Genomic DNA, 25,325 nt, shown 5'->3' with positions numbered 1-25,325 from the left:
TGGCTTACTAGAGCGTCATTGTCAGAAAAAATATTTTTTCCGAGAGAACCAATATCATGCCTTTAGCTTTTTTTCGCTTCTTCTTTTACTTTAGCGCCTAAATTCAGGGGGCTTTGCGCGTAAGAAAAGAAACGAAAAGTAGCGCCTGAGCCTCCGTTGTGGAGGCTTTTTTGTTTTTATCACATAAAAACAGAAGCAGGTTTATAGAGTCATTAACGATCATTATTAGCAGGCCATTAGGCCGAAGAAAGAGGAAAACGATGCCACATCTCGCTGAATTGGTTGCAAATGCAAAAGCAGCCATAGAAGATGCCCAGGATGTTGCTGCGTTGGATTTGGTGCGTGTTGAATATTTAGGCAAAAAAGGCCATTTAACGCTCCAAATGTCATCGCTGCGTGATCTGCCGGCCGAAGAACGTCCCGCCGCAGGGGCGGTTATTAATCAGGCGAAGCAGGAAGTCCAGGAAGTTTTGAATGCCCGTAAAGAAAAACTGGAGACGGCTCTTCTGAACTTCCGTTTAGCCGCAGAGAAGATTGATGTATCTTTGCCTGGTCGCCGTATGGAAAATGGTGGATTACACCCGGTTAACCGTACAATAGAGCGCATTGAAACTTTCTTTGGTGAATTAGGTTTTTCTGTAGAATCAGGCCCTGAAATTGAAGATGATTATCACAATTTCGATGCATTGAATATTCCTGCCCACCATCCTGCACGCGCTGATCATGATACTTTCTGGTTTGATGCCAAACGTCTGTTGCGTACTCAGACTTCAGGCGTTCAGGTCCGGACTATGCATAACCAACAGCCGCCAATTCGTGTCATTGCCCCTGGCCGTGTATATCGTAATGACTACGACCAGACACATACGCCCATGTTCCATCAGGTGGAAGGTTTGATTATTGATCGTGGCATCAGTTTTACTAACCTGAAAGGAACGTTGCACGATTTCCTGACTAATTTCTTTGAAGAAGACTTGCAGGTTCGTTTCCGTCCTTCTTACTTTCCATTTACAGAACCTTCGGCGGAAGTTGACGTAATGGGTAAAAACGGCAAATGGCTGGAAGTGTTGGGTTGCGGTATGGTTCATCCTAATGTGCTGAACAATGTTGGCCTTGATCCTGAAATTTATTCTGGTTTTGCTTTTGGCATGGGAGTGGAGCGCCTGACAATGTTACGTTACGGTGTCACTGACTTGCGTGCATTCTTCGAAAATGATTTGCGTTTTCTCAAACAGTTTAAATAAGGCGGGAATATCTCATGAAATTCAGTGAACTCTGGTTGCGCGAGTGGGTAAACCCAGCCATTGGCAGTGAAGAATTATCTGATCAAATCACTATGGTTGGTCTGGAGGTTGATGGTGCAGAGGCTGTTGCGGGTCAATTCCATAGTGTGGTTATCGGTGAAGTTGTTGAATGTGGCCAGCATCCCAATGCGGATAAGTTGCGAGTAACAAAAGTGAATGTCGGAGGTGAGCGCCTATTAGATATCGTTTGTGGTGCCCCGAACTGCCGCTTGGGGTTAAAAGTTGCAGTCGCCACAATAGGCGCTGTACTGCCAGGTGATTTCAAAATCAAAGCGGCTAAACTGCGTGGTGAGCCTTCAGAAGGAATGTTGTGTTCTTTCTCTGAACTGGGTATTTCTGAAGATCACGACGGTATTATTGAATTACCAACTGATGCGCCTTTAGGTGTTGACCTGCGTGAATATCTGAAACTGGATGATCAAGTCATCGAGATCAGTATTACACCTAACCGTGCTGATTGCCTGAGTATTATGGGGGTTGCACGTGATGTGGCAGTCGCTAATAAAATGCCATTATCTGCACCGCAAATTGAGGCAATAAAGCCAACAACGGATGCTGTTTTTCCTATTCATGTTGAAGCAACAGAAGCTTGCCCTCGTTACCTGGGGCGGGTAATCGAAAAAATCAATGTGAAAGCGACAACCCCATTGTGGATGCGTGAAAAACTGCGTCGTGGTGGTGTTCGTTCTATCGACCCGATTGTCGATGTGACTAACTATGTGTTGCTTGAATTAGGCCAACCATTGCATGCGTTTGATTTAGAACGTTTAAATGGTTCAATCACTGTGCGTATGGCGAAACAGGATGAAAAACTGATTTTGCTGGATGGTACAGAAGCCACGCTTTTTGCTGATACTCTTGTTATTTCTGATGAAAAACAAGCCATTGCAATGGCGGGTATTTTTGGTGGTGAACATTCAGGTGTGAATGAAGAAACGCAAAATATTTTACTTGAGTGCGCGTTTTTTGCACCTTTGGCGATTGCGGGTCGTGCTCGTCGTTATGGTTTACATACCGACGCTTCTCACCGCTATGAGCGCGGTGTTGATCCTCAGTTACAACACCAGGCAATAGAGAGAGCAACTCAACTACTGATTGATATTTGTGGTGGTGAAGCCGGTCCGGTCATTGATATTACTGATGGATCTCAATTACCAAAACCTGCGACAATCACGCTGCGCCGTGAAAAATTGGATCGTTTGATTGGTCACTGTGTGCCTGATGAACAGGTTGGTGATATCTTGACCCGTTTAGGTTGCAAAGTCACTGTTCAGGAAAACTGCTGGCAGGCGATTGCGCCAAGCTGGCGTTTTGATATGGAAATTGAAGAAGATCTGGTGGAAGACGTTGCCCGTATTTACGGTTACAACAATATTCCGGATGTACCGATGCGTGCAGACCTCATCATGAAAAAACACCGTGAAGTGGATCTTTCCCTGAAACGCGTTAAAACCATGCTGGTTGACAGAGGTTATCAGGAAGCGATTACCTACAGCTTTGTTGATCCTAAAATTCAGGCATTGTTGCATCCACAGCAACAGTCATTGATGCTCCCTAACCCAATTTCAGCGGACATGTCTGCAATGCGTTTATCTTTGCTGACGGGTTTGCTGACAACCGTGGTGTATAACCAGAATCGCCAGCAAAACCGTGTACGTTTGTTTGAAACCGGCTTGCGTTTTGTTCCTGATGAAAATGCGGGGCAGGGTATTCGCCAGGAGCTGATGTTAGGTGGTGTCATTACCGGCAATCGTTTTGAAGAGCATTGGTCACTAGAAAAACAATCTATCGATTTCTTCGATATGAAAGGCGATTTGGAAGCTGTTCTGGAATTAACGGGAAAATTATCTAAGATTTCTTTTAGAGCAGATGTAAATCCGGCGTTGCACCCAGGTCAAGGTGCCGGGATTTATCTGGAAAATGAATACATCGGATACATTGGTGTTATCCATCCGGAATTAGAGCGTAAACTTGATTTAAATGGTCGTACCGTGGTATTTGAAATACTCTGGAATAAGCTGTCAGGCCGCGTGATCCCTGACGCGAAAGAGATTTCACGCTTCCCGTCAAACCGTCGTGATATCGCCATTGTGGTGCCTGAAAACGTTGCTGTAGAAGATGTTTTGGCAGAATGCAAGAAAGTTGGCGTAAATCATATAGTTGGCATAAACTTGTTTGACGTGTATTGTGGTAAAGGTATAGCTGAGGGTCATAAGAGCCTTGCTATAAGTTTTATCTTGCAGGATACCGCACGTACACTGGAAGAAGAAGAGATTGCTGCGACTGTCAATAGATGTGTTGCAGTACTGAAACAGCGATTCCAAGCATCCTTGAGGGACTGAACCTATGGCGCTTACTAAAGCTGAAATGTCAGAAAATCTGTTTGAGAAACTGGGAATTAGCAAGCGTGATGCTAAAGATCTGGTTGAATTATTCTTTGAAGAAGTGCGTCGTTCTTTGGAGAATGGTGAGCAGGTAAAATTGTCTGGATTTGGCAACTTTGATTTACGGGATAAAAACCAACGTCCGGGACGTAATCCTAAGACGGGTGAAGATATTCCGATTACCGCTCGCCGAGTAGTGACATTCCGTCCTGGTCAGAAGTTAAAAAGCCGGGTTGAGAAAGCCATACCTAAGGAATAATCAAAAAGGCCGCATTAATAGCGGCCTTTTTCTTATAAAGATCCTCTCTCATGAGCTGATTCCCAATGCAACCCACCTATTCCATTGCTGAATTAGTGACTCGTCAGAAAAGGCGTGATTATCGCTTCCTGACAATTCTAACTTGTTTATTTTTATTTGTTTTTTTTCTCTCACTTTGTGCTGGGGAAAATTGGATATGGCCTGATCAATGGTTTTCTGAAACGGGTCAATTGTTTGTGTGGCAGCTGCGTTTTCCTCGTGTTCTGGCTGTCGTTGCGGTAGGTGCAAGCCTGACTGTGGCGGGTGCGGTGATGCAGGCTCTGTTTGAAAACCCGCTGGCTGAGCCGGGATTATTGGGGATCAGTAATGGTGCCAGCGTGGTGGTTGTGTTTTTGGTGCTGATGTTTCACGGTATTACGCCATTTTGGTTATTGAGCATTGGCGCTGTGCTGGGTGCGCTCACTGTCACCATGATATTACTGACCTTTTCAAGAAAGCGTCATCTGAATAATGCCCGTTTGTTATTGGTGGGTGTCGCTTTCGGTGTCGTCTCTGGTGCATTGATGACATGGATGGTTTATTTTAGCACCAGTCTGGACTTACGCCAGCTAATATACTGGATGATGGGCAGTTTCAGTGGGATAGACTGGCGACAGCAATGGTTGGTGGTTGCTTTATTTCCTGTAATCATTTGGTTGAGCAGTCAAGGAAAAGTACTTAATTTTCTTTCACTGGGCGAAACAACATCTCAACAGTTAGGTATCTCACTTTATCGCTGGCGTAATCTATTTGTATGCGCGATTGGATTGCTGGTGGGGTTAAGTGTTGCACTTGCCGGAACCATCAGCTTTATTGGTTTGGTGATCCCACATATTTTACGTCTGTGTGGTTTGACAGATTATAAAACATTACTGCCTGCATGTGTTCTGGCGGGCGGCTATGGATTACTGCTGGCTGATTTACTTTCTCGCCTTAGCCTGACGAATGCAGAAGTACCGATTGGCGTTGTGACTGCAACATTGGGCGCACCGGTATTCATCTGGTTATTGTTAAAAGTCAGAGACTGGAGTTAAAAAAGTGAATGATGTGCAAATCACCAGCCAGTTGATGACTCTCCACCAAGTTTCAGTACAAAACCGATTAATGCCGCTGACAGCCTCAGTACAACAAGGTGAACAAATCCATCTCATTGGGCCGAATGGTTCAGGGAAAAGTACGTTATTGGCCTGTATGGCAGGTATTTTGCCGTGTAGTGGTGAAATTGATTTGCAACAAAAATGCCTGAGTCAATACAGTCACGGTGAATTAGCGCGGCACAGAGCATGGCTTAGTCAGCAAATTTCTTCTGTACCAATAATGCCGGTTTTTCAATATCTGCAACTGCACTTGCTGCACCACCGGGTTAATTGTGACGATGTGCTGTCAGAACTCTGTTCTTATTTTAAATTGGGAATGCTGCTGGAGACACCGGTAGGAAACTTATCTGGTGGTGAATGGCAAAGGGTGCGGTTAACCGGGGTTTTTTTACAGGTCTGGCCATCAATGAATTCGAAAGGCACATTATTACTCTTGGATGAGCCTGCAAATAACCTTGATATCACTCAGGTCGCAGCGCTTGATCTATTGGTAAAGAAATTCTGTGCACTCGGTGGAACCGTAATCATGAGTGGTCATGATCTTAATCACAGTTATGATAAAGCTGATCGGATCTGGTTGCTTGCCAATGGCCTATTGGTTGCGGATGGAAAACCGGATGAGGTAATGAAAGAAAATACGCTTTCCTGCGTTTTTGCGGCTGATATCAAATGCGTATCAGAGAAAAGGCATAAATATTGGCGAGTTTTTTTGCCTTGATCATAGTTCAGTCAGAGTAAATCTATTGTAATTTTCACTTAATTTACTAAATCATACCTGCGTTGATGATTCGTTAAAATACAGTCATCTAATATGTCATCATATTATGAATGAATTGGACTGTTTTTTATGGATTGTTTTCTGCCATTTTCCCGTCCTGCCATAGGTGATGAAGAAATTCAGGCGGTAGAGAAAGTTCTTCGTTCGGGCTGGATTACAACAGGCCCGCAAAATCATCAATTGGAACAGGACTTCTGCCGTATGTTTGGTTGTAAACATGCGGTTGCCTTATCCTCTGCAACGGCAGGTATGCATCTGACATTAATGGCGTTGGGCATTGGCCCCGGTGACGAAGTTATTACGCCGTCTCAAACCTGGGTTTCCACAATAAATATGATCTGTCTGCTTGGTGCTGAGCCGATCATGATTGATGTCGATCGCAATACCTTAATGGTCGAAGCAGAAACCGTAAAAGAAGCAATGACATCCAGAACCAAAGCGATTATTCCTGTTCATTATGCTGGGGCTCCCTGTGATTTGGATGCACTGCGTGTCATTGCTCAAGATGCCGGTATTCCGTTAATTGAAGACGCGGCTCATGCAATAGGGACTCGTTATAAAAATGAGTGGGTTGGTGAGCATGGTACAGCTATTTTCTCTTTTCATGCCATAAAAAATGTCACCTGTGCGGAAGGTGGTTTAATTGTTACTGATAATAATGAACTTGCTGAACGGATCCGATGTCTAAAGTTTCATGGATTGGGTGTTGATGCTTTTGATCGTCAAATTCAGGGCAGGAAACCGCAGGCGGAAGTTGTAGAACCCGGTTACAAATATAATTTATCTGATATTCATGCTGCCATTGCTGTTGTGCAATTAAGTAAATTGGAATCAATGAATGCTCGCCGTCGGCAAATTGTAGCTCGTTATTCAGCGGCATTAAAAAATTTGCCGTTGCAGATGTTAAGTGTACCTGATTATGAACATTTACATGCACATCATCTGTTTATGGTGCGGATTAATAAGGAAATCTGTGGTATTGACCGCGACACATTAATGGAGCGTCTAAAAGAAAAAAATATCGGCACAGGTTTGCATTTCAGAGCTGCACATACGCAAAAATACTATCGGGAACGTTACCCGCAATTGTCGCTGCCTGAATCAGAATGGAATTCAGCAACGCTTTGTTCATTACCACTTTTCCCTGATATGAGTGATGACGATGTGGATCGTGTAATTAATGCCTTACAAGAAATTATTTCGGAGTGCAGATAAGTGTCCTTTGAACAAATTAAGAAAGTGTCTGTTGTTATTCCAGTTTATAACGAAGAAGAAAGTTTACCTCTTTTACTGGAAAGAACCTTGGCAGCTTGTGAACAATTGACTCAGGAATATGAGCTTATTCTTGTTGATGATGGCAGTAGTGATAAATCTGCGGAAATTCTGACTCAGGCAGCGGAACAACCTGAAAATCATATTATTGCAATTCTGCTTAATCGTAATTACGGCCAGCATTCAGCAATCATGGCGGGTTTTAATCAGGTCAATGGCGATCTGGTTATTACGCTTGATGCAGATTTACAAAATCCACCGGAAGAGATCCCCCGTCTGGTTAAAACCGCTGAACAGGGTTATGACGTTGTGGGTACCCGCCGGGCTAACCGGCAGGATTCCCTGTTTCGTAAAACAGCTTCAAAAATCATCAACGCGATGATTACTAAGGCAACAGGGCGTTCTATGGGGGATTATGGCTGTATGCTTCGCGCCTATCGCCGTCACATTATTGAAGCTATGTTGCAGTGCCATGAGCGCAGCACCTTCATTCCTATTCTGGCAAACACGTTCGCCCGTAAAACGATAGAGATTGATGTTGCCCATGCAGAGCGTGAATTTGGTGATTCCAAATACAACTTCATGAAGCTGATTAACCTGATGTATGACCTGCTTACTTGTCTGACAACCGCCCCATTGCGTTTATTGAGCGTAGTCGGGAGTGTCATTGCAGTTTCAGGTTTTTTACTGGCGGTGCTGCTGATGACCTTACGTCTGATTTTCGGTTCTATTTGGGCTGCGGACGGGGTGTTTACCCTGTTTGCCATCCTTTTCATGTTTATTGGCGCACAGTTCGTTGCAATGGGCTTATTAGGTGAATACATAGGCCGTATTTATAACGATGTCCGTGCACGCCCACGTTATTTTATTCAAAAAGTGGTCGGAAATAAAAAGACCAACGATAACCCAGAAAACCAGGAAAAATACTAAATGAAAGCAATTATCTTTGCCTATCATGATATCGGTTGTGTCGGGATCAATGCCTTAACTAAAGCTGGCTTTGATATTCAGGCGGTATTTACCCATACAGATGATCCGACTGAAACCCATTTTTTCTCTTCTGTTGCCCGTTTGAGTGCAGATTTAGCGCTGCCGGTTTTTGCACCAGAGAACGTTAACCATCCACTTTGGATTGAGCGTATCCGGGAAATGAAGCCTGATGTGATTTTCTCTTTTTATTACCGGAACATGTTGAGCGAAGAGGTCTTATCGCTGGCGAGCGCAGGCGCATTTAATCTGCATGGTTCTCTGTTGCCAAAATACCGTGGTCGTGCCCCCATTAACTGGGCGATTTTGCAGGGTGAAACAGAAACGGGGGTCACCCTGCATAAAATGGTATTGAAACCTGATGCAGGGGATATTGTTGCCCAACATAAAGTCGCTATTGCAGAAACAGATACTTCGCTGATTTTGCACGGTAAAATTTGTGAAGCCGCAGAAAAACTGCTTGATCAAGTATTACCTCAGATCAAAGCAGGAACTGACACTGCAACCCCGCAGGATGAGAAGCAGGCAACTTACTTTGGTCGCCGTACTGCTGCTGATGGCGAAATTAATTGGAACAAATCAGCTACGGAAATTAACAACCTGATAAGGGCTGTGACGGAACCTTATCCTGGGGCATTTACTTTCCTGGGTGAGCGCAAGATGACTATCTGGCGGGCTTCCGTGCTGAATAAAGCGCATAACAAACAGCCAGGCACTATATTATCTGTGGCTCCGCTGATGATTGCCTGTGGTCAGGGTGCGCTGGAAATTATGAGTGGGCAGAATGAATCCGGTCTGTATGTTCAGGGGACGCGTCTGGCGGCAGAGATGAGCATTGTGACTGATATCCGTGTCGGCCCAAAGTCAACTTCTCAAATTAGCCACCGTAAGCGTGTATTAATTCTGGGTGTGAATGGTTTTATCGGTAATCATCTGACAGAGCGCCTGTTGCGTGATGGCAACTATGACATCTACGGTATGGATATCGGTTCTTCTGCCATTGAGCGCTTCATTGGTAACCCACGTTTTCACTTCATTGAAGGTGATGTCAACATCCATACTGAATGGATCGAGTATCACATTAAGAAGTGTGATGTGGTTCTGCCGTTGGTGGCTATTGCAACCCCGATTGAATATACCCGTAACCCACTGCGCGTATTTGAACTGGATTTCGAAGAGAATCTAAAGATTGTTCGTTATTGTGTTAAATACAATAAACGGATTATTTTCCCATCCACATCAGAAGTTTACGGCATGTGTGATGATAAAGAGTTTGACGAAGATGATTCTCGTCTGATTGTTGGTCCGATTAACAAACAGCGCTGGATCTATTCTGTATCCAAACAATTATTGGATCGAGTTATCTGGGCATATGGTGAGAAAGAGGGGCTTAAATTCACGCTGTTTCGTCCATTTAATTGGATGGGACCACGTTTGGATAACCTGAACTCTGCGCGTATTGGCAGTTCCAGAGCGATCACACAACTGATATTGAACTTAGTTGAAGGCTCACCGATCAAGCTGGTGGATGGTGGAGAACAGAAACGCTGTTTTACTGATATTAATGATGGTATTGAAGCGCTATTCCGGATTATTGAAAACCGTGGTGGGTTGTGTGACGGTCAAATTGTCAATATTGGTAATCCAACTAACGAAGCCAGTATTCGCCAGTTAGCAGAAATGTTACTTGATAGTTTTGAGAATCATGAGTTGAGAGGTCATTTTCCGCCGTTTGCCGGATTCAAAAAGATTGAAAGCGGAAGTTACTACGGTAAAGGCTATCAGGATGTTGAACACCGTAAGCCCAGCATTAAAAATGCGCAACGGCTGCTGGGTTGGAAACCAACCATTGAAATGAAACAGACGATCAATGAAACATTGGATTTCTTCTTGCGTGGTGAAGTGGAAGAATTAGGGAAAAACGCATGAAACAAGTTGGCTTGAGAATTGATGTGGACACCTATCGGGGAACCTTTGAAGGGGTACCGCGGTTGCTTAACATCTTGGCAAAGCATCAGATTCAGGCCAGTTTTTTCTTTAGTGTCGGGCCGGATAATATGGGACGTCATTTATGGCGTCTTTTACGGCCGAAATTCTTATGGAAAATGTTGAGATCAAATGCGGCATCTTTGTATGGTCTTGATATCTTACTGGCGGGTACTGCATGGCCGGGTAAGAAGATAGCCAGGGACTTAGGCTATCTGATGAAGCAAACGTTGGATGCAGGCCATGAAGTTGGTTTGCATGCATGGGATCATCAGGGCTGGCAGGCGAAAGTTGGCCGCTGGTCTGAGGCTCAGTTAACCGAGCAGGTTAAACTGGGAGTAGAGGCTTTGGTACAAGCGACCGGCCAACGGGTAACGTGTTCTGCTGTTGCTGGCTGGCGGGCGGATGAACGCGTACTTGCGGTAAAGCAGCGGTTTGGTTTTGATTACAACAGTGATTGCCGGGGGACGCATCCATTCAGGCCGATGTTACCTGATGGGACTATTGGCACTGTGCAAATTCCGGTGACGTTGCCAACTTATGATGAAGTGATAGGAATTCAGGTCAAAGATGAAGATTTTAACCGGTTTATCCTTGATGAAATAAAAAACAGCCAGGGAATTCCGGTATATACCATCCATACGGAAGTGGAAGGGATGTCCAAATCCACAGAATTTGCAGCTCTGCTGGAAATGGCTCACCGGGAAAACATACAATTTTGTGCATTGAGTCATCTGCTGCCTGAAAATATACAGCGAATTCCTGTAGGAAGAATCGTTCGTTCCGAATTTCCCGGCAGAGAAGGGTGGTTAGGATGTCAACAAGAGGTTTAACTTATCTATGTTAAATAACCGGGCGTGTAAAGTAGGGGCCTTTTTGATGGCTCTTTTTTTTGCCCTTACCTATTTATTACCCCTTAATGGCCGTCTATTGTGGCAGCCAGATGAAACCCGTTATGCAGAAATTAGTCGTGAAATGCTGCAACGAGGAGATTGGATTGTTCCGTATTTACTGGATATTCGTTATTTTGAAAAGCCGGTAGCGGGTTATTGGATTAATAATATTAGCCAATGGATTTTTGGTGAGAATAACTTTGCTGTCCGTTTTGGATCTGTTTTCTGTATTTTCATCAGTACAATTTTATTATATCGGCTTGCTATGATGATGTGGCAGGACCGGCATATTGCTTTTGCCACCAGTCTGATTTATATCTCAATGTTTCTGGTTTTGGCGATTGGCACTTATAGCGTGCTTGATCCGATGTTCTCTTTGTGGATGACAGCGGCCATGGTGTGCAGTTTCTGGGCATTAAAAGCCGATTGTACCTGGCAGCGGGTTATAGCATATTTGGTGCTTGGTTTATGTTGTGGTATGGGCTTTATGACGAAAGGGTTTCTGGCCTTGGCCGTTCCGGTGATTGCTATGTTGCCGATTGTCATTTATCAGAAACGGCTCCGGCAAATAATATGCTTTGGTCCGCTTGCCATTATTTCTGCGATAGCAATTAGTTTACCGTGGGTCATTGCGGTTGCTCTGCGTGAGCCTGATTATTGGCACTATTTCTTCTGGATTGAACATATTAAGCGTTTCTCAGCCGATGATGCCCAACATATAGCACCATTCTGGTATTACATCCCGATTCTGATCCTTGGGGTGATCCCGTGGCTTGGATTATTGCCTGGGGCTGTGATTAAAGGCTGGAAAGAGAGAAAATCTCATCCTGAAATGTTTTTTCTGCTTTGCTGGTTTGCTGTGCCATTATTATTTTTCAGTATTGCAAAAGGAAAACTGCCGACTTACATCTTGCCCTGTATGGCGCCATTGGCAATGATGATGGCTAAATTGGGTGTAGATTGTGTAAAAAATGGCAAGATGAAGTTATTGAAGATCAATGGAATGGTTAACGTATTCATTGGTCTGTTGGCGGTAATGGCTTTGTTTGCTATGGAAGCCGTGACAAAACATGCTTTATACCAGCCATCAGAATGGTCGAAATGGGTCTTAGCGATTGTTGCCTTTGGGATCTGGGCAATTATTGGTTATCTGTGTTTCATGCTGAATGGGAAATACTGGTTGTGGGCGGCATTTTGCTCTATTGTTGTCAGTCTGACGATTGGTAATGCTTTACCTGAAAATATCATTAACTCCAAATTGCCTCAGCGTTTTATTAACCTGCATCGTCAGGAGCTTGCAGACAGTCGATATATTGTATCGGAAAGTGTTGGCCTTGCGACCAGTGCTGCATGGGAGATGAAACGCAGTGATATTTATATGCTTGAGCGTTTTGGTGAACTGGAATACGGTTTGAATTATCCGGATAGCCGATACCGGCATATTAACGATAAAGATTTTCCGCAATGGCTGGAAAAAGCCCGTAAAGAAGGCCGGGTATCAGTACTTTTTCATTTGTATAAAAATGAAGAATTACCTGACTTACCAAAAGCAGATCAAGTCAGCCGTAATTACCGCTTCGTTATTATGGTCTATGAGAAACGCCCATGATAAGTTTTGCTTTGCTGTTGCTGGTCAGCCTGATGACCTGTGCTGGTCAGCTATGTCAGAAACAGGCTGTGATATGCTGGCAGAATGATGCTGGTAACAAGAAAGCATTAGCGCTGAAATGGTTGGTAGGGGCGGTGATTCTGTTAGCTGCTGGGATGTTATTTTGGCTGCGTTTGTTACAGATATTGCCGTTGGGAATAGCTTATCCCATGTTGAGTATCAATTTTATTATGGTCACTTTAGCGGGGAAATTTCTCTATCAGGAAAAAGTAGGCAGAAAACATTGGAGTGGGGTTGCTTGTATTATGTTGGGGATTTTGTTGATGAGCCTGAATGAATGAAAGGTTATATTTGGGGATTAGCCAGCGTATTATTGGTGACAATAGCACAGCTATTACTGAAATGGGGCGTTGTAAATTTGCCGGCATTGAACCTTGGCTTGCATTGGTTTGATCTTGAGTGGTTATGGGATAATCGTAATTCTCTCGTGACGATAATGGCTGGTCTGGCTGGGTATCTGTTATCTATGCTATGTTGGTTATTTACACTGAAATATTTACCATTAAATAAAGCTTATCCATTAATAAGCCTGAGTTATGTATTTGTTTATTTCATGGCGGCTATATTGCCCTGGTTTAATGAAACAGTCACCTTGTTGAGAACAGCAGGTGTAATTTTTATTTTATTTGGTGTCTGGTTGATTAGCCGTCCAGAACGGATAACCAAATAAATACTTAGCTATTCTGCTTGAAAGACAGCCTTGTTTTTTGATTGGGGTCTGGATAAAGTTAGCGTATTTTGCGGGTTCTGTGAGGTGAGGTTGATGACAATAAGAATAAAAGAGCTGTTGTTGTTACTCAGCCTGTTACTCATTGGTTGTTCCAGCCATACCCCCAGAACTCAGGCACCTGCGTTAAAAACGGCGCTTTCTGATCCCATCATGGTGATTGCTCAACTTAAAGAGCAGCTTAATCAATGGTACGGCACACCCTATCATTATGGTGGGATGGATCGTAAGGGAGTCGATTGTTCTGGTTTTGTTTACCGTACATTCAGTGACCGGTTTGATATTCAATTACCTCGTACTACCCGTGGGCAAGTAGGGTTAGGAACCCGCATTGATAAAGATGATTTAATGCCGGGTGATTTAATTTTTTTCAAAACAGGCAGTGGTGAACATGGGTTACATGTTGGTATTTATGATGCCAATAATGAATTTATTCATGCATCAACCCATAAAGGTGTAACCCGCTCATCCATGAATAACGTTTACTGGAGAAAAGCTTTTTGGCAAGCCCGCAGGATTTAACGGAAAAACAGGTAAAATTTTTAATCAGTAAAGGTGTTTTCCCACCCCACCCCGTGTTTTTCGGGGGCGATTATTTAATCGGTTTACCACAAAATTTATTTCCTGATCAGAGACTTCATTAAAGTCGGTTCCCTTTGGAAAGTATTGTCTGATTAACCCATTGATATTCTCATTGATCCCTCTTTCCCAGGGCGAATAAGGATGCGCAAAGTCAATTTGGGTTCCTAATTTTTCACTGATGATTTCATGATCTGTAAACTCCAAACCGTTATCGAATGTGATGGTCTTAACCTTTTGTTTTAATGGGTATAATACTTTCACTGCCGCTTTCGCGACTTCTGATGCCCGCTTGCTATCAAGTTTAACGATAATTGTATACAGTGTCTTGCGTGCTATAAATCACCCCCTCTATTTTATCTTTATAAATCAGCCTATAAATCGTCTCATGATGCAAAGATATCCCTTTATGTTGCTTCAAATAATCAACCACCTGTTCAGGGCTTAACTCTTTCCAAATTAACCGTTTTATCCATTTTGGCTATTTTTGCCCATCCCCCGATAAGGTTCAAAGTTGATGAGGAAAAAAATGGGTACTCAAATGGGTACTCAGTTAGCGCTAAGATTTTAATACTCTTTTGCCGTGTTCCCTGAGTTCCCCATCTGGCCCTACATACTTATAGAGAGCCTGTCTGCTAATCCCAAGCTCTTCACATAATTCAGATACGCTACAATCTCTACTCTTCATGGAAGCTTGTGCCAGGCGAACCTGAGATTTTGTGAGTTTAAAAGAACGTCCGCCTTCACGTCCTCTTGCTCTGGCCGCTGCCAGCCCTGCTTTTGTTCGTTCACTGATCAACTCCCGTTCAAATTCGGCCAGCTCGGCAAATAATACCGCAAGGTTGGTCTGTTAACTCCAGAGTGAACTTCATTCTTATGCTTGGGTATTTTAAATCCAGGAAAATATTCTTTACCTACACGCGGGAAGATGTCATCACGGATATCTCTTATATTCTGGCGTGCCATTTCCCTGATCATTCTGCCGCCAATATAAAAGTTCCAGGCAAGACGACCCGGATACAACTGCAAAGACTTATTTGTCAGCATCTGAATTATCAACGCTATGGCAGTGTCATGGCAGAACAATTAGCTGAACTGGCCGCACGGGTTGTTAAAAGGTCAGCTAAGCCTGTGTTTATCTTGCGGGCATTGTTAAGTCACCTCAATAAAAATCAGATCATTCCCCCTGCGTACAGTACTTTTCAGGATTTGATTGGACGATGTTTATCGGATGAGAGGAGGCGTATCTGTGAGCAATTAAAATCAGATCTTAATCCTGATGTGGAAGAGGCACTCACAAATTTATTATCTGAAGAATCAGGGGGTCTGCACTGGATAACCCAACTAAAAAAGGCACTAAGGGACTTTAGTTATACCGAAATTGTCAGAGAATCCACCTGGGTAAAGCAACTCAGTCCCCTTTATGAATTTGGAGAACATAAAAAACCTTGGGGCACTCGGGTTATTTGGAGGGAAAATCGGCAATTCAACCAGACTATTACCCATTATCGACGACCTATGAATACTTACACCGTTAAGTGGCTCTCTGCCATATCAGTCCTCTGGTTTGGTGGTTTTTCTGGTTGTCAAGTGAGACTTCTTTAGCTGCTTTGCCGTGTAAGTGCCCCAAGGTTTTTTATGCTCTCCCTACTCAGCAAAAATTGGTCACAAATCTGGCGGCGATAACAGTGGTGCGAATGCCGGGGAAATTGTCATTGTCTATAATTCGCTGGCACACCTTCTATCCGCAGCAGAGAAAGAAAGACGGGGTACAATCAAAGCTTACGAGGAGAAAAAGAGAGCCTTTTGTCAGCAATCACCGGAGGCGTGTAAGCAAGCCGGAGAAATTATCAGCTTTGGTACTGACTTCGTGCCTGTTATCGGTGATATTAAAGGCTTTGTAGAGGCTGAGAGCGCATTAGATTATCTTATAGGTAACAACGCAGATAAAACAATCCTAGGAATTTTTGCTGGACAGGGCCCTAATGGAACAAGAGGTGATGTGTTCTTCAAAATAAAGGGGAATGATGTTGTTGTTACTAAACCAGACGGAACTTTTATTACTATCCTAAAAGATGGGGTTAATAATACTTCTGTCAAAAACGCCCTAAAAGGAGAACCTCGTTGAATATTATATCTAAAGAATCCCATGATTGGGGAATAGGCATTATTGGCAACCGTCTTAAATCTGTTCAGGGATTAGTCTATATGCTGCATGTAGAGGATATAGAGCATCCTCAAGAATTATTTTTCGAATTTGAAGGGGCGGGTATATCAAGGAAGATATCTTGCGGTCAAGACGGCTCATCACTAGTTGTATGCAATAAGCCGATGATCGATGGTGACTTAGGTGAATACGGGAAACAAATAATTAAGGATATATCCCAATATTCAATGGATTGATAGGCCAGAAATTATCTTGTTTTAATACTATTTACTCTGAAATTGAGCAATGTGTCATTGGCTTTAGTTTTATTTTTTATAATTATGGTCAGATTATCTTGCTTAATTTGGGAGATGAAATATATATAACGATATTCCAGAATGTATTTTTTTGAGGAGAAAATCACCTTAGTAAAAATAGTAAATCTAGGCAGCTAATGATACCTGAATCTGGAGCTCCACTGGACTCAGGCTATTTAACGTTGACCTGATTCTTTCATGGTTGTCATCGTGGATATGCTCATAATTCCATCGCAAGCTCAAGAATAAGCACAGCCATTAATGGCAGCAATGGCGGGTTTTAAACTGTTATTAAAAACCTTTTTTCAACCTCTGGTTTTAACTTGTATAATAAAGTTTTATCCGTTGTTTTTACTGCTTTTAACTCTTGGTTTTTATTAAGTTTAATCATCATGGTACATTGTATTTTACGTTTAACCCATTCGCTTTTTATCTTTACTGGCGTTGTTTTACTGACAAGTATGAAAAGTTTTTATCAATCTTTTATCTTCATAAATCAATCCGTAAATAACCTGATGGTATAAAGATACCCTGTTATGCTTTTTCGGATAATATTCTTTTTCTCGCTGATTTATTTTAAGTTTTCTGTTAATGGTTAATGTCATTTAAAAACTGCACTTATAGTTAAATCCGTCTTTTATATAAAAGCTTTAATCCAGCTGTTTTCGTGGTTTTAAATGGTCATGGCAGGACAGGGAATAAACCGTTTTTAGTTATTCTGCACCTTTTCAAAATCTGGCATTAATGGATACCTGCTTTTTATCCTCAGTTAACGGATCACCGAAAAAAACAGCTTCCCGCTCGACATCTATTTAAATGGTGTTTAAATAAATCGGTAAACTCATTTAATAACATCTTATTATATCAAAAATGGTGAAAAGTATGGCGAGCTAATTAGTCATAATTAAATGAGCATTTAAGTGTTAAAGCATATTTGAGGTATAAAAAGAGACACATGATTTAAATCAAACGGTAGAAAAGCAATGCTATTAAACGGATGAAATAGTGTAAAAAAAGTTTAAACGGATGTATTTAATGCATCGCGATATTGCATAATAAATTCAATACAATAGCGCTGTAAGTCATTCAGTTCGCATTCGGTTAAGTTATTTATTTTCGGGTTTTGTTAATCTTGTTTTTTATGAATAATTATTTAAATGACTTATAAAAGAGTTTATTCACCGGTTGAAAACGTTATTAAATCCGGTTTATTTTGAAAAATAGGGCGGATTCGACTAATAAGTGCAATTTTTCAGAAGGGGGGGTCAGTTGATATAAGCATTTCTTCCCGAGAGGATAAGACCGGGCAGAGAATTTTCTAATACCCTGCTTTTCATTCTGGCATTATTTAAATAAGCTTTTTCTGTTCTGTTATCCTCAAAACTAAGACGACTGAAATAGGCATGACCGAACCATTTGTCCGGAAGTGGTGTCAACTCTGCTGTTATAGCATAGGGCTTGCCAAAAATATTGACATCATTAAATACGGTCATATCTCTGTCTGTAAAATCCGGTTTTACCGGCTTATTTTGCATAACAAAGACATTGTGGGTATTATTCAGATCTTTTGTCCTGACAACCAAATCCCCCTTGACGGTTTTTATTGTCACCGATCTATTCTCGACTAACTGACCTTTATTTCCCTGCGCATCTTTCTGTATCCACAGATTATCGTTGGCTTGCAGCAAGGCTTTATCACCGGTATTGCGTACGGTGTCGCCAAATACCCGCATATCCCGCTCTGCTTGCACGGTAATATTCGGGGCAATATGCGTTTCTTTGCCGATAATATTTAAGTCGGTTTTAGCATTGGTATTGCCTAATTCGATTTTACCGTTAGCGTTTAAAGTGATATCACGCTGGTCACTGGTTAAATCTTTCAAATTCACCCCAACACCATCTTCAGTGGCCACCAGCCGGATTTTATTGGCATACATGCCGCCTAATGCTTTGGTATCAATGGCTAATTGCGGTTTAGCGCCTTCTCCAGCGAGAGGGTTAACCGTGCCGTCTTTTAAGCTGATGCGGTTGGCTCCCTGCGTCAGTGACAGGGTGTTAGCCTGAATTTTCCCGTTTAACTCCGTTGCCCGGCTGATGATATCGACATAATCCGTCGCTTTGCCATCCAGCCCTTTGCTACCAATGGTGATCTGGCCTTGTTTAACTTCCAACGCTTCCAGCGCACCTTGTTTATCAAATTGAGGCTTCCCGGTGGTCAGAGTGGCGCTGGCAGTATTGATAAAGCCACAGCCATCACAGGTGATGCCGTTAGGGTTGGCAATCATCACGTTGGCTTTATTGCCGACAATTTCCAATTGACCTTGCAGCTCAGAGCGTCCGTTGCCGGTGACTTCATTGATAATCAGTTCAGCCGCTTTGTCCTTTAGATTAGGGTTAGCGTTAAGTTGCCCGGCCAGTTGTGATTGCGCCGCCTGAGTGGCGTTATTGAGTACGGCACCTTGAGTGGCAACGTTAAACTCTTGATAGGTGTTATGGGATATCCCGGCGTCATTCGGTGTGGCGATATTCACCACCGGCACGTTGGCGTGGTTTTGTACCTGCGTACGGTTGTTATCCGGTGTTATGCCGGCAGCGATAGCCGGGTGCAGCGGCTGGATTGCCGTCAGGTAAATTAAAAGATAACTCGTGACCCTGGCCATCGAGTTGTGGCATTTCGCCATCGTTCTGTTCCTTTTTTTACGTTAAATGTGACAATGTCAGTGAGACTGACCAATAAGTGACCCTGTTATCCGCTGTCAGGCTGCGGTGATAAAGCAGTCATCTTCCCATAGAGAATATTGATGATTTAATAGTGACTTAATTAAACTATTCTAATATGAAATTATTTATCCGTCCGAATGGATAGTATAAAATGCGATCAAGATCGAGTTGTTTAATCCTGGCAATGGGGAATGAGGTATATTAAATGCTAGAAAATCGCGATAAGGTTGGAGACATTCTTTGTTAATAGGCTTTGATAGCTTTAGCAGATGTTTCTTGAGCTCAGTTATAAGTCAGAATTGCCGCCTGTGGTGCTGACGGCAATCTTTGGAGGACAATCGAGAAATTATTACCAAGTGACAGTAATTTCTCCCATTTGGCCTGCCACTGGTACTGTTCCGCCATTTGCAACTTTCAAAGCATAAAAGAACTGCTGTGCCGGGCTTCTAGTATTGAATGCGGCTGTAGACATTCTCCGGGTGCGAGAGATATCAAGGCAACTGTTGTTGTTGATATCTCCCTGACAAAGATAAACCGACAGTCCTTGAGGCCACCCGACGACATTCCAAGTCCAGGATACATTGCTAATACTGCCTGAGGCTGGTGGAGATCCGACGACAGGAAGATAAGCTGTTTCTGTGTAATTTCTGGAATACACGGTTGGCAGAACAACCGAAGATTGGTAGCTCGCCGATAATGCTGCTTGTGAAAACAGGGTTAACAATAATGCACTACCCATTCCCAAGATTTTTTTTAATTTCATCGCTATTACCCCAATACCTGATAATTTTCTATTGCGAGAGCTTAGATATACATTTTGATCTCGCGCCCTTTATCTCTTGAACTTTCATAAAAACCTGTACGAAATGCCAAAGCTGGCAGGATTAATTTGGCGGGATTAACCCCAAAATGCAATGGGTAACTTGAATTTATGTTAAGTTAATCTAATCTATTTTTGCTGCTCGACGTTTTTGCATCTCACTCAAGTTGCAGCCTTTTACAAGAGAATCTTCCCATGATATAAAACCGGGTAAACGATCAAATGGAGCCAGTGATACATTTAATGGATGTCAAAAGCGATGAATAAATCAGACATGACAATCACAACTTCCCAGGGTGGAGAGGTTTTGATTTATATGAGAAATATTTGTCGAACCTATCGTATGGGGGAAAACTATCATCCGGTGCTGGATAAAATATCACTTACCATAATGCGTGGGCAAAGTTGTGCTATTGTTGGCGCTTCCGGTTCGGGTAAAAGTACTTTGCTTAATATTATTGGTTTATTGGATCAACCTACTTCTGGTTGTTTTCAGTTTAGTGGCGTTAATATAACAAATGTTACTCCTGATGAGCGGGCGAGAATAAGAAATCAGGAAATTGGTTTCGTATTTCAGAGTTTCAATTTACTTCCCAGAATGCAGGCATTGGATAATGTGGCGCTGCCATTGCTGTATCGTGGATATTCACGTTCGCTGGCCCGGCAGGAGGCGAAATATCAGCTTGAATTGGTTGGTCTGGCTGATCGTATTCACCATCGGCCGGCAGATCTCTCCGGGGGACAACGTCAACGTGTTGCCATCGCCAGAGCCTTGGTCGGCAAGCCCTCTCTCATTTTGGCTGATGAACCGACAGGCAATCTCGACAGTACTACAGCACGCGATATCATGGCGCTTCTTCTGTCACTGAATCGCGAGCAGGGAGTGACACTGATCATGGTGACACACGATGAAGCAATCGCCAGAAATATGCAGCGCTGTCTGTATGTCAATGATGGGCAGCTTTCCGAAACCGATCTATGGTCGGATATATCCGATGCTTAATGTGAATTCTGGTCGCCACGGATTTTCCTTCTCGCAAGCCTTGCGTGAATCGCTGGATAGCCTGCGTTTACTGGGGCGGCGTTCCCTGTTTGCGTTGCTTGGTATTGCCGTCGGGTGTGCTTCGGTCATTGCACTTTTGAACATTGGTTACAACGCTGCCAATGAAGCTATCAGCACTTTCAAGAGCATGGGGAGCAATATGCTGGTCGCCCATTTTGATTTTATGCCGGGCACTGATGTCAAACCTGCGCCATCCACACTGGATACTCAGATGCTTACCCGAACGCTGCCCACGATCATGCATGCTGCCCCCATCACGTTATACTCAACTCGAATGCGTTTCCTGGGGCAAGGGATTGATACGAATATTACAGGTACATCCTCTGATCTGGCCGCAGTGCTTGATTTACAGATCGAGCAGGGGCGTTTTCTATCGGACTATGATCGACAGACAACTTATGCCGTGATCGGCGCAGATATTGCGAAACAGTCAAAAGTACCAAACCAACCTATCCGGGTAGGTAGTCAACTGCAAATTGAGGGATATCTGTTTGAAGTGATAGGTATTCTCTCTGCTCAGGGAATAAATCCTTTACTCCCGGTTTCTGTTGATGGTTCCGTGATATTGCCCATTGAAGGAATGCGACGGCTGCGGCCAGCTCCAGAGATAGGCAGTGTCATTGCCAGAGCGCGAGACGTAACAACGTTAAGCAGTGATGCTGTATTATTACGTGATTATCTTGTCTCATTATCAAAAGGTCGTCATGTTGAAGTTCAAATTCCGCAGCAATTGCTTGATGGATTGACGCGACAAGCAAAGACATTCTCCTATTTGCTTGCCGGATTGGGAGGCATTTCATTGCTGGTGGGCGGGGTGGGTGTCATGAATGTCATGCTGATGAATGTTTCAGAACGCAGGCGTGAAATTGGTGTTCGTATGGCTCTGGGAGCCCGACCTGTTGATATCGGTGTGCTTTTTATGCTGGAGGCGGCCACTTTGTCTATTGTCGGCGCAGTCGCTGGATCGCTGTTGGGGGTGACCGCTGGGTACCTGTTTGTAAAATTTTCTGGTTGGGTATTCACGTTATCTCCACTCTCTTTGCCACTGGGGATTGCCAGTTCGTTAGTGATCGGTTTATTTTTCGGCATCAACCCGGCATTGACTGCTGCCAGGTTACAACCTGTAGAGGCACTTCGTGATGATTAGCCAAACTTTTCAGCGTGTTATTGGCATCATTATTGCGCTGATGATAGCGGTATCCGTCAAACAAGCTTTAGCGGAGCCGCTGACCCCGTCGCAGGCAACCATGCCCACAATGAGCACAATTTCTCTTAATCAGCAGACTATCGATCTGACACTCAGTGATGCAATCTATTTGGGATTACGAAACAATCGCTCAATTCGCAGTGCTTATCTGGATCGTATTGCCCAGAAATTCGATTTGCGGGTTGCAGAAGATCGTTTTACGCCGAAATTGCTGATCAATAGTCGTTATATTGCTGCCCGTAATCAAGATGATCGTTACCGTCAGAGCGAGGTTACGCCCACGTCTACAATGCTTGGGGAATATGGTACCCGGTTCAGCTTGTCATGGACGAGCCGGGCGACATGGGCGGAAAATGCTGGCCGTAGCCGTAATGATGGCGCTTCATTCTCTGTGATCCAGCCACTGCTGCGCGGGGCCGGCAAAGAGGTGGCGACGGCACCTGTACGTCTTGCTCAACTGATGGAGCAAATAAATCGCCTGAATCTGAAAGCAACGGTATCTCAGACTATCACGCAGGTTATTATGGCTTACCGTGAATTGCTGCGCGCTCAAGAACAGTTACAAATCGCACGTGATGCCCTTGAACGTTCGCGCCAACTGCTGGAGGTTAATAAAGTCATGATTTCCGCAGGTAGAATGGCAGCTTTCGAGATTGTTCAGACTGAGGCCGATGTCGCCATGCAGGAACTGGCTAATGAGGAAGCCGCTAATCAACTGGATACCAGTCGCTTAGAGTTGTTGCGTTTGCTCGCCCTGGATTTGCAAACTCAGGTAAAAGCGACTGACAAATTGGACGCCAAACGCATAGACATTAATCTGCTCCAGGCGCAACATTTGGCACAAGAGCAGCAACCATCCTATCTCACCCAATTGATTACCGCAGAGCAGGCGGGTATTAACCTGACAGTCGCCCGTAATGACCGCTTATGGGATGTCTCTTTGGTCGGTGGGGCCAGCCAGGTACGCGATCGAACCGGTGCAAACAGTTCGCGAAATTGGGAAAATTACGCAGGTGTCCAGGTGGAAATACCCATTGGCGATTTGAGTCAGCGTCAGGCGGAAGTGCGGGCGCGGGTTGATGTTCAGAATCAGGATATCCGTCTTACTGAGGCAAAACAGTTACTGGAACGTGATGTCGGTAATGCGGTGCGTGATATTAGTACACGTTGGCGTCAATATGAGATAGCACAACGTGCCAGGGATCTATCCCGACGCAAGCTGGAGATTGAACGCGAAAAACTGACGGTTGGCCGTTCCAGTAACTTTCAGGTATTGAGTTTTGAAACCGATCTGCGTAATGCCGAGAATGTTCGTCTCAATGCGTTAATCGCCTACCTGAATGCGCAAGCGGAATTGGATGAAACATTGGGCACCACCCTGGGGAGCTGGGATATTGCACTTAATGATTAAGAGCAGGGTACTTGCCTGTTTCAGGCGTAAGACTCGTTGGCTGGTGGCACTTGTTGTTGCATTAGTTGCCGGGGTTGCCATTGCCTATGTCTATCTGCCGTCTTCAACTGATACATCATCACAGAAACCGTGGGTGCGTGTTGAACCTCAACGGCTGGAAAACCGTCTTGGGTTAGTTGGTCGCATTCAGGCCGCTACCAGTTTGACGATTGCGGCACCATTCGATGGTGTTATCGCTGAAGTCGTGGTGACGGAAGGCCAGCGCGTTAAACGAGGGCAACCCCTGTTGAGCCTTGATACTGCACAATTGGATATCCAGTTACGACAGGCGCTTACGGAACGACTGAAAGCCCAGCGAGTGGTACAAGATATGGCGAACTGGGAAAACAGCCAAGACGTTGCCAGGGTACGCAGAACCTTAACCAATGCTCAGTTAAGCCTGAATGATACTGAACGTAAACTTACTGATACTCGAACCTTATTTGAGCGTGGCATTGTTGCCCGTATGGAAGTTGATACACTGGAGCAGCAGGTCAAAGTTCAACAGCTCGATCTTGCCGCAGCCAGGGAAGAGCTAAACGCGACACTTGATAAAGGCACAGGCGAGAATCGCCAAATCGCCGATATGGAACTCGCCAACGCTCAATCGCGTTATCAGGCACTCCAAGTTCAGCAAGCTCAACGCGAGCTGGTTTCTCCTTTTGACGGAATTGTTGTTCGTCCTCTTGTTCAGGAATCAGACAAAGCGTTATCTATTCAAAAAGGGACACGAGTCACTCAGGGTGCACCGCTTTTTGAGATAATCAATTTAGAACAAATTCAGGCGGTAGCACGCATTGAAGAGGCAGATCTTCACCAATTGTATGAAGGAATGCCAGTTCAGATCACGGGTGATGGTTTTGCGGGGTTATCCTTGCAGGGGCAGATTAAGACGATTGGCGTACAGGGCCGTTCAAGTGAATCGCAGGGAGCGGGTGTAAATTATGATGTGTTGGTAGCGATTGATCCCCTTACACCTAAACAGCGGCAGCGTATCCGTCTGAATATGAGTGCAAAACTGGCTATTGTCACGTATCGCAATGAACATGGATTGGCGGTGCCTGCCGGGGCATTACGCCAGGGGCCTGACGGGCAGGTTTTTGTTACCTATAGACGTGAGTTACGCGATCCTGCACAGCAGATTACGGTAACACCAGGGTATGCTGTTCCTCAGGGGGTAGAAGTGGTCGGGTTAGAAGCAGGCTATGTTGAAATTTTTGTGCAGCAATGATCGCGATTTGACCACATGTATTAGATAACTTGGCTTTGGTACAATTGTTTGCATTGGCAATTTGTATGTTGAGATTCATTTTTAATATCATCTATTGTAACTCATTTACTGTTATATATTTATACTGCTTAAATTCTTGTTAAAATGATATCGAGTTTAAAATTTATACGGAGTATTGTGACAAATTAATATTAATTTCATTGGGACGATTTAATTTGACCATGAAACTATTTCTATATAATTGTACCGATATTTATTCTGTTATTCCCTAGGGTGAGATCGCGAACGTTATTTAATCAAAATCGTTCAGTTTGACCCACGGAGCTACTTATGATCTCATACTCCTTTTTTCAGGAGTGCCCCCATGAATATCGACGCTTTTTCTCAGTATTTCGG

The 25,325-nt window shown here is 43.8% G+C and carries 22 protein-coding genes, 3 pseudogenes and 1 other annotated feature; of the genes and pseudogenes, 21 read left to right on the top strand and 4 right to left on the bottom strand.

The features are described 5' to 3' along the window. Positions 1-50: 50 nt before the first annotated feature. Positions 51-175 (top strand) — a sequence feature (Phe leader region). From pheM to C5471_RS02920, 14 genes are all read left to right on the top strand, one after another. Then, entirely contained in the window at positions 57-101 is a 45-nt protein-coding gene (pheM, locus tag C5471_RS25210; RefSeq protein WP_133814189.1) for a pheST operon leader peptide PheM, read from the top strand. It overlaps the preceding feature by 45 nt. An 85-nt stretch (positions 176-260) precedes the next feature. Then, entirely contained in the window at positions 261-1,244 is a 984-nt protein-coding gene (pheS, locus tag C5471_RS02980; RefSeq protein ID WP_133812781.1) for a phenylalanine--tRNA ligase subunit alpha, read from the top strand. A 14-nt stretch (positions 1,245-1,258) separates the two neighbouring features. Then, entirely contained in the window at positions 1,259-3,646 is a 2,388-nt protein-coding gene (pheT, locus tag C5471_RS02975; RefSeq protein WP_133812782.1) for a phenylalanine--tRNA ligase subunit beta, read from the top strand. A gap of 4 nt (positions 3,647-3,650) precedes the next feature. Continuing rightward, complete coding sequence (gene ihfA / locus C5471_RS02970; protein ID WP_133812783.1) at positions 3,651-3,947, top strand: integration host factor subunit alpha; 297 nt, start codon at positions 3,651-3,653, stop codon at positions 3,945-3,947. A 65-nt stretch (positions 3,948-4,012) separates the two neighbouring features. Then, positions 4,013-5,020: a vitamin B12 ABC transporter permease BtuC gene (gene btuC, locus C5471_RS02965; protein ID WP_133812784.1), complete on the top strand. Its 1,008-nt coding sequence runs from the start codon at positions 4,013-4,015 to the stop codon at positions 5,018-5,020. A gap of 34 nt (positions 5,021-5,054) precedes the next feature. Beyond that, positions 5,055-5,801: a vitamin B12 ABC transporter ATP-binding protein BtuD gene (gene btuD, locus C5471_RS02960; RefSeq protein ID WP_133814190.1), complete on the top strand. Its 747-nt coding sequence runs from the start codon at positions 5,055-5,057 to the stop codon at positions 5,799-5,801. Positions 5,802-5,930: 129 nt separating this feature from the next. Further along, the gene (gene arnB, locus C5471_RS02955; RefSeq protein WP_133812785.1) at positions 5,931-7,076 is read left to right on the top strand and encodes a UDP-4-amino-4-deoxy-L-arabinose aminotransferase; all 1,146 of its coding nucleotides are present in this window, start codon (positions 5,931-5,933) and stop codon (positions 7,074-7,076) included. Further along, a complete protein-coding gene (arnC, locus tag C5471_RS02950; RefSeq protein ID WP_133812786.1) occupies positions 7,077-8,063 on the top strand; it encodes an undecaprenyl-phosphate 4-deoxy-4-formamido-L-arabinose transferase in 987 nt (328 codons plus the stop codon). It begins immediately after the preceding gene. Continuing rightward, a complete protein-coding gene (gene arnA, locus C5471_RS02945) occupies positions 8,064-10,049 on the top strand; it encodes a bifunctional UDP-4-amino-4-deoxy-L-arabinose formyltransferase/UDP-glucuronic acid oxidase ArnA (protein ID WP_133812787.1) in 1,986 nt (661 codons plus the stop codon). Then, complete coding sequence (arnD, locus tag C5471_RS02940) at positions 10,046-10,939, top strand: 4-deoxy-4-formamido-L-arabinose-phosphoundecaprenol deformylase (protein WP_133812788.1); 894 nt, start codon at positions 10,046-10,048, stop codon at positions 10,937-10,939. Before arnA ends, arnD begins: the two co-directional genes overlap by 4 nt. A gap of 7 nt (positions 10,940-10,946) precedes the next feature. Then, entirely contained in the window at positions 10,947-12,608 is a 1,662-nt protein-coding gene (gene arnT / locus C5471_RS02935; RefSeq protein WP_133812789.1) for a lipid IV(A) 4-amino-4-deoxy-L-arabinosyltransferase, read from the top strand. After that, positions 12,605-12,949 (top strand): 4-amino-4-deoxy-L-arabinose-phosphoundecaprenol flippase subunit ArnE, encoded by a 345-nt coding sequence (gene arnE, locus C5471_RS02930; protein WP_133812790.1) that lies wholly within the window; start codon positions 12,605-12,607, stop codon positions 12,947-12,949. Before arnT ends, arnE begins: the two co-directional genes overlap by 4 nt. After that, positions 12,946-13,338 carry a 4-amino-4-deoxy-L-arabinose-phosphoundecaprenol flippase subunit ArnF gene (gene arnF, locus C5471_RS02925; RefSeq protein ID WP_133812791.1) on the top strand — a complete coding sequence of 131 codons (393 nt, stop codon included), beginning with the start codon at positions 12,946-12,948 and terminating at the stop codon, positions 13,336-13,338. Before arnE ends, arnF begins: the two co-directional genes overlap by 4 nt. A 93-nt stretch (positions 13,339-13,431) precedes the next feature. Beyond that, positions 13,432-13,917: a C40 family peptidase gene (locus C5471_RS02920; RefSeq protein WP_133812792.1), complete on the top strand. Its 486-nt coding sequence runs from the start codon at positions 13,432-13,434 to the stop codon at positions 13,915-13,917. Between the two features lie 24 nt (positions 13,918-13,941). Here the strand turns inward: C5471_RS02920 and C5471_RS02915 are convergent. After that, positions 13,942-14,452: pseudogene (locus tag C5471_RS02915) on the bottom strand (IS30 family transposase); the annotation flags it as partial. A gap of 81 nt (positions 14,453-14,533) precedes the next feature. Continuing rightward, positions 14,534-14,800, bottom strand: a pseudogene (locus tag C5471_RS02910) (recombinase family protein); the annotation flags it as partial. A 35-nt stretch (positions 14,801-14,835) separates the two neighbouring features. Between C5471_RS02910 and C5471_RS02905 the strand changes: the two are divergent. Genes C5471_RS02905 through C5471_RS02895 form a run of 3 tightly spaced genes read left to right on the top strand, consistent with a single transcriptional unit; the run spans position 14,836 to position 16,377 of the window. Beyond that, positions 14,836-15,579, top strand: a complete 744-nt coding sequence (locus C5471_RS02905; protein ID WP_133812793.1) for a DUF4158 domain-containing protein — start codon at positions 14,836-14,838, stop codon at positions 15,577-15,579. A 16-nt stretch (positions 15,580-15,595) separates the two neighbouring features. Continuing rightward, positions 15,596-16,102: a hypothetical protein gene (locus C5471_RS02900; protein WP_133812794.1), complete on the top strand. Its 507-nt coding sequence runs from the start codon at positions 15,596-15,598 to the stop codon at positions 16,100-16,102. Continuing rightward, positions 16,099-16,377, top strand: coding sequence for a hypothetical protein (locus tag C5471_RS02895; RefSeq protein ID WP_133812795.1), 279 nt, complete (start codon positions 16,099-16,101; stop codon positions 16,375-16,377). The genes C5471_RS02900 and C5471_RS02895 overlap by 4 nt, the downstream gene beginning before the upstream one ends. Before the next feature lie 1,568 nt (positions 16,378-17,945). Here C5471_RS02895 and C5471_RS02890 read toward each other — a convergent pair. Together C5471_RS02890 and C5471_RS02885 are read right to left on the bottom strand one after the other, a co-directional pair. Continuing rightward, positions 17,946-19,118 (bottom strand): annotated as a pseudogene (locus C5471_RS02890) (filamentous hemagglutinin N-terminal domain-containing protein); the annotation flags it as partial. 389 nt (positions 19,119-19,507) lie between these two features. Further along, complete coding sequence (locus C5471_RS02885) at positions 19,508-19,921, bottom strand: flagellar protein FlhE (protein WP_207627146.1); 414 nt, start codon at positions 19,919-19,921, stop codon at positions 19,508-19,510. Positions 19,922-20,237: 316 nt separating this feature from the next. Between C5471_RS02885 and C5471_RS02880 the strand changes: the two genes are divergently transcribed. From C5471_RS02880 to C5471_RS02865, 4 genes are read left to right on the top strand one after another with little or no spacing between them, the layout of a single operon-like run. Then, positions 20,238-20,981, top strand: coding sequence for an ABC transporter ATP-binding protein (locus tag C5471_RS02880; protein WP_422630901.1), 744 nt, complete (start codon positions 20,238-20,240; stop codon positions 20,979-20,981). Next, positions 20,974-22,188, top strand: coding sequence for an ABC transporter permease (locus tag C5471_RS02875; RefSeq protein ID WP_166295622.1), 1,215 nt, complete (start codon positions 20,974-20,976; stop codon positions 22,186-22,188). Before C5471_RS02880 ends, C5471_RS02875 begins: the two co-directional genes overlap by 8 nt. Continuing rightward, a complete protein-coding gene (locus C5471_RS02870) occupies positions 22,181-23,659 on the top strand; it encodes a TolC family protein (protein ID WP_133812797.1) in 1,479 nt (492 codons plus the stop codon). The genes C5471_RS02875 and C5471_RS02870 overlap by 8 nt, the downstream gene beginning before the upstream one ends. Further along, complete coding sequence (locus tag C5471_RS02865) at positions 23,652-24,929, top strand: efflux RND transporter periplasmic adaptor subunit (RefSeq protein ID WP_133812798.1); 1,278 nt, start codon at positions 23,652-23,654, stop codon at positions 24,927-24,929. Before C5471_RS02870 ends, C5471_RS02865 begins: the two co-directional genes overlap by 8 nt. Positions 24,930-25,325: the final 396 nt, after the last annotated feature.

The organism is Photorhabdus tasmaniensis (assembly GCF_011189505.1).
GTDB classification, from domain to species: Bacteria; Pseudomonadota; Gammaproteobacteria; order Enterobacterales; family Enterobacteriaceae; genus Photorhabdus; species Photorhabdus tasmaniensis.
Note: the sequence above shows the minus strand (reverse complement) of the source record. Positions and strands in the feature narration are given on the sequence as shown.

Coding starts and splice junctions, on each gene's coding strand:
- pheS (WP_133812781.1), top strand. CDS start 261: ATGCCACATCTCGCTGAATTGGTTGCAAATGCAAAAGCAGCCATAGAA.
- pheT (WP_133812782.1), top strand. CDS start 1,259: ATGAAATTCAGTGAACTCTGGTTGCGCGAGTGGGTAAACCCAGCCATT.
- ihfA (WP_133812783.1), top strand. CDS start 3,651: ATGGCGCTTACTAAAGCTGAAATGTCAGAAAATCTGTTTGAGAAACTG.
- btuC (WP_133812784.1), top strand. CDS start 4,013: ATGCAACCCACCTATTCCATTGCTGAATTAGTGACTCGTCAGAAAAGG.
- btuD (WP_133814190.1), top strand. CDS start 5,055: ATGACTCTCCACCAAGTTTCAGTACAAAACCGATTAATGCCGCTGACA.
- arnB (WP_133812785.1), top strand. CDS start 5,931: ATGGATTGTTTTCTGCCATTTTCCCGTCCTGCCATAGGTGATGAAGAA.
- arnA (WP_133812787.1), top strand. CDS start 8,064: ATGAAAGCAATTATCTTTGCCTATCATGATATCGGTTGTGTCGGGATC.
- arnD (WP_133812788.1), top strand. CDS start 10,046: ATGAAACAAGTTGGCTTGAGAATTGATGTGGACACCTATCGGGGAACC.
- arnT (WP_133812789.1), top strand. CDS start 10,947: ATGTTAAATAACCGGGCGTGTAAAGTAGGGGCCTTTTTGATGGCTCTT.
- arnE (WP_133812790.1), top strand. CDS start 12,605: ATGATAAGTTTTGCTTTGCTGTTGCTGGTCAGCCTGATGACCTGTGCT.
- arnF (WP_133812791.1), top strand. CDS start 12,946: ATGAAAGGTTATATTTGGGGATTAGCCAGCGTATTATTGGTGACAATA.
- C5471_RS02920 (WP_133812792.1), top strand. CDS start 13,432: ATGACAATAAGAATAAAAGAGCTGTTGTTGTTACTCAGCCTGTTACTC.
- C5471_RS02885 (WP_207627146.1), bottom strand. CDS start 19,921: ATGAAATTAAAAAAAATCTTGGGAATGGGTAGTGCATTATTGTTAACC.
- C5471_RS02880 (WP_422630901.1), top strand. CDS start 20,238: ATGAATAAATCAGACATGACAATCACAACTTCCCAGGGTGGAGAGGTT.
- C5471_RS02875 (WP_166295622.1), top strand. CDS start 20,974: ATGCTTAATGTGAATTCTGGTCGCCACGGATTTTCCTTCTCGCAAGCC.
- C5471_RS02870 (WP_133812797.1), top strand. CDS start 22,181: ATGATTAGCCAAACTTTTCAGCGTGTTATTGGCATCATTATTGCGCTG.
- C5471_RS02865 (WP_133812798.1), top strand. CDS start 23,652: ATGATTAAGAGCAGGGTACTTGCCTGTTTCAGGCGTAAGACTCGTTGG.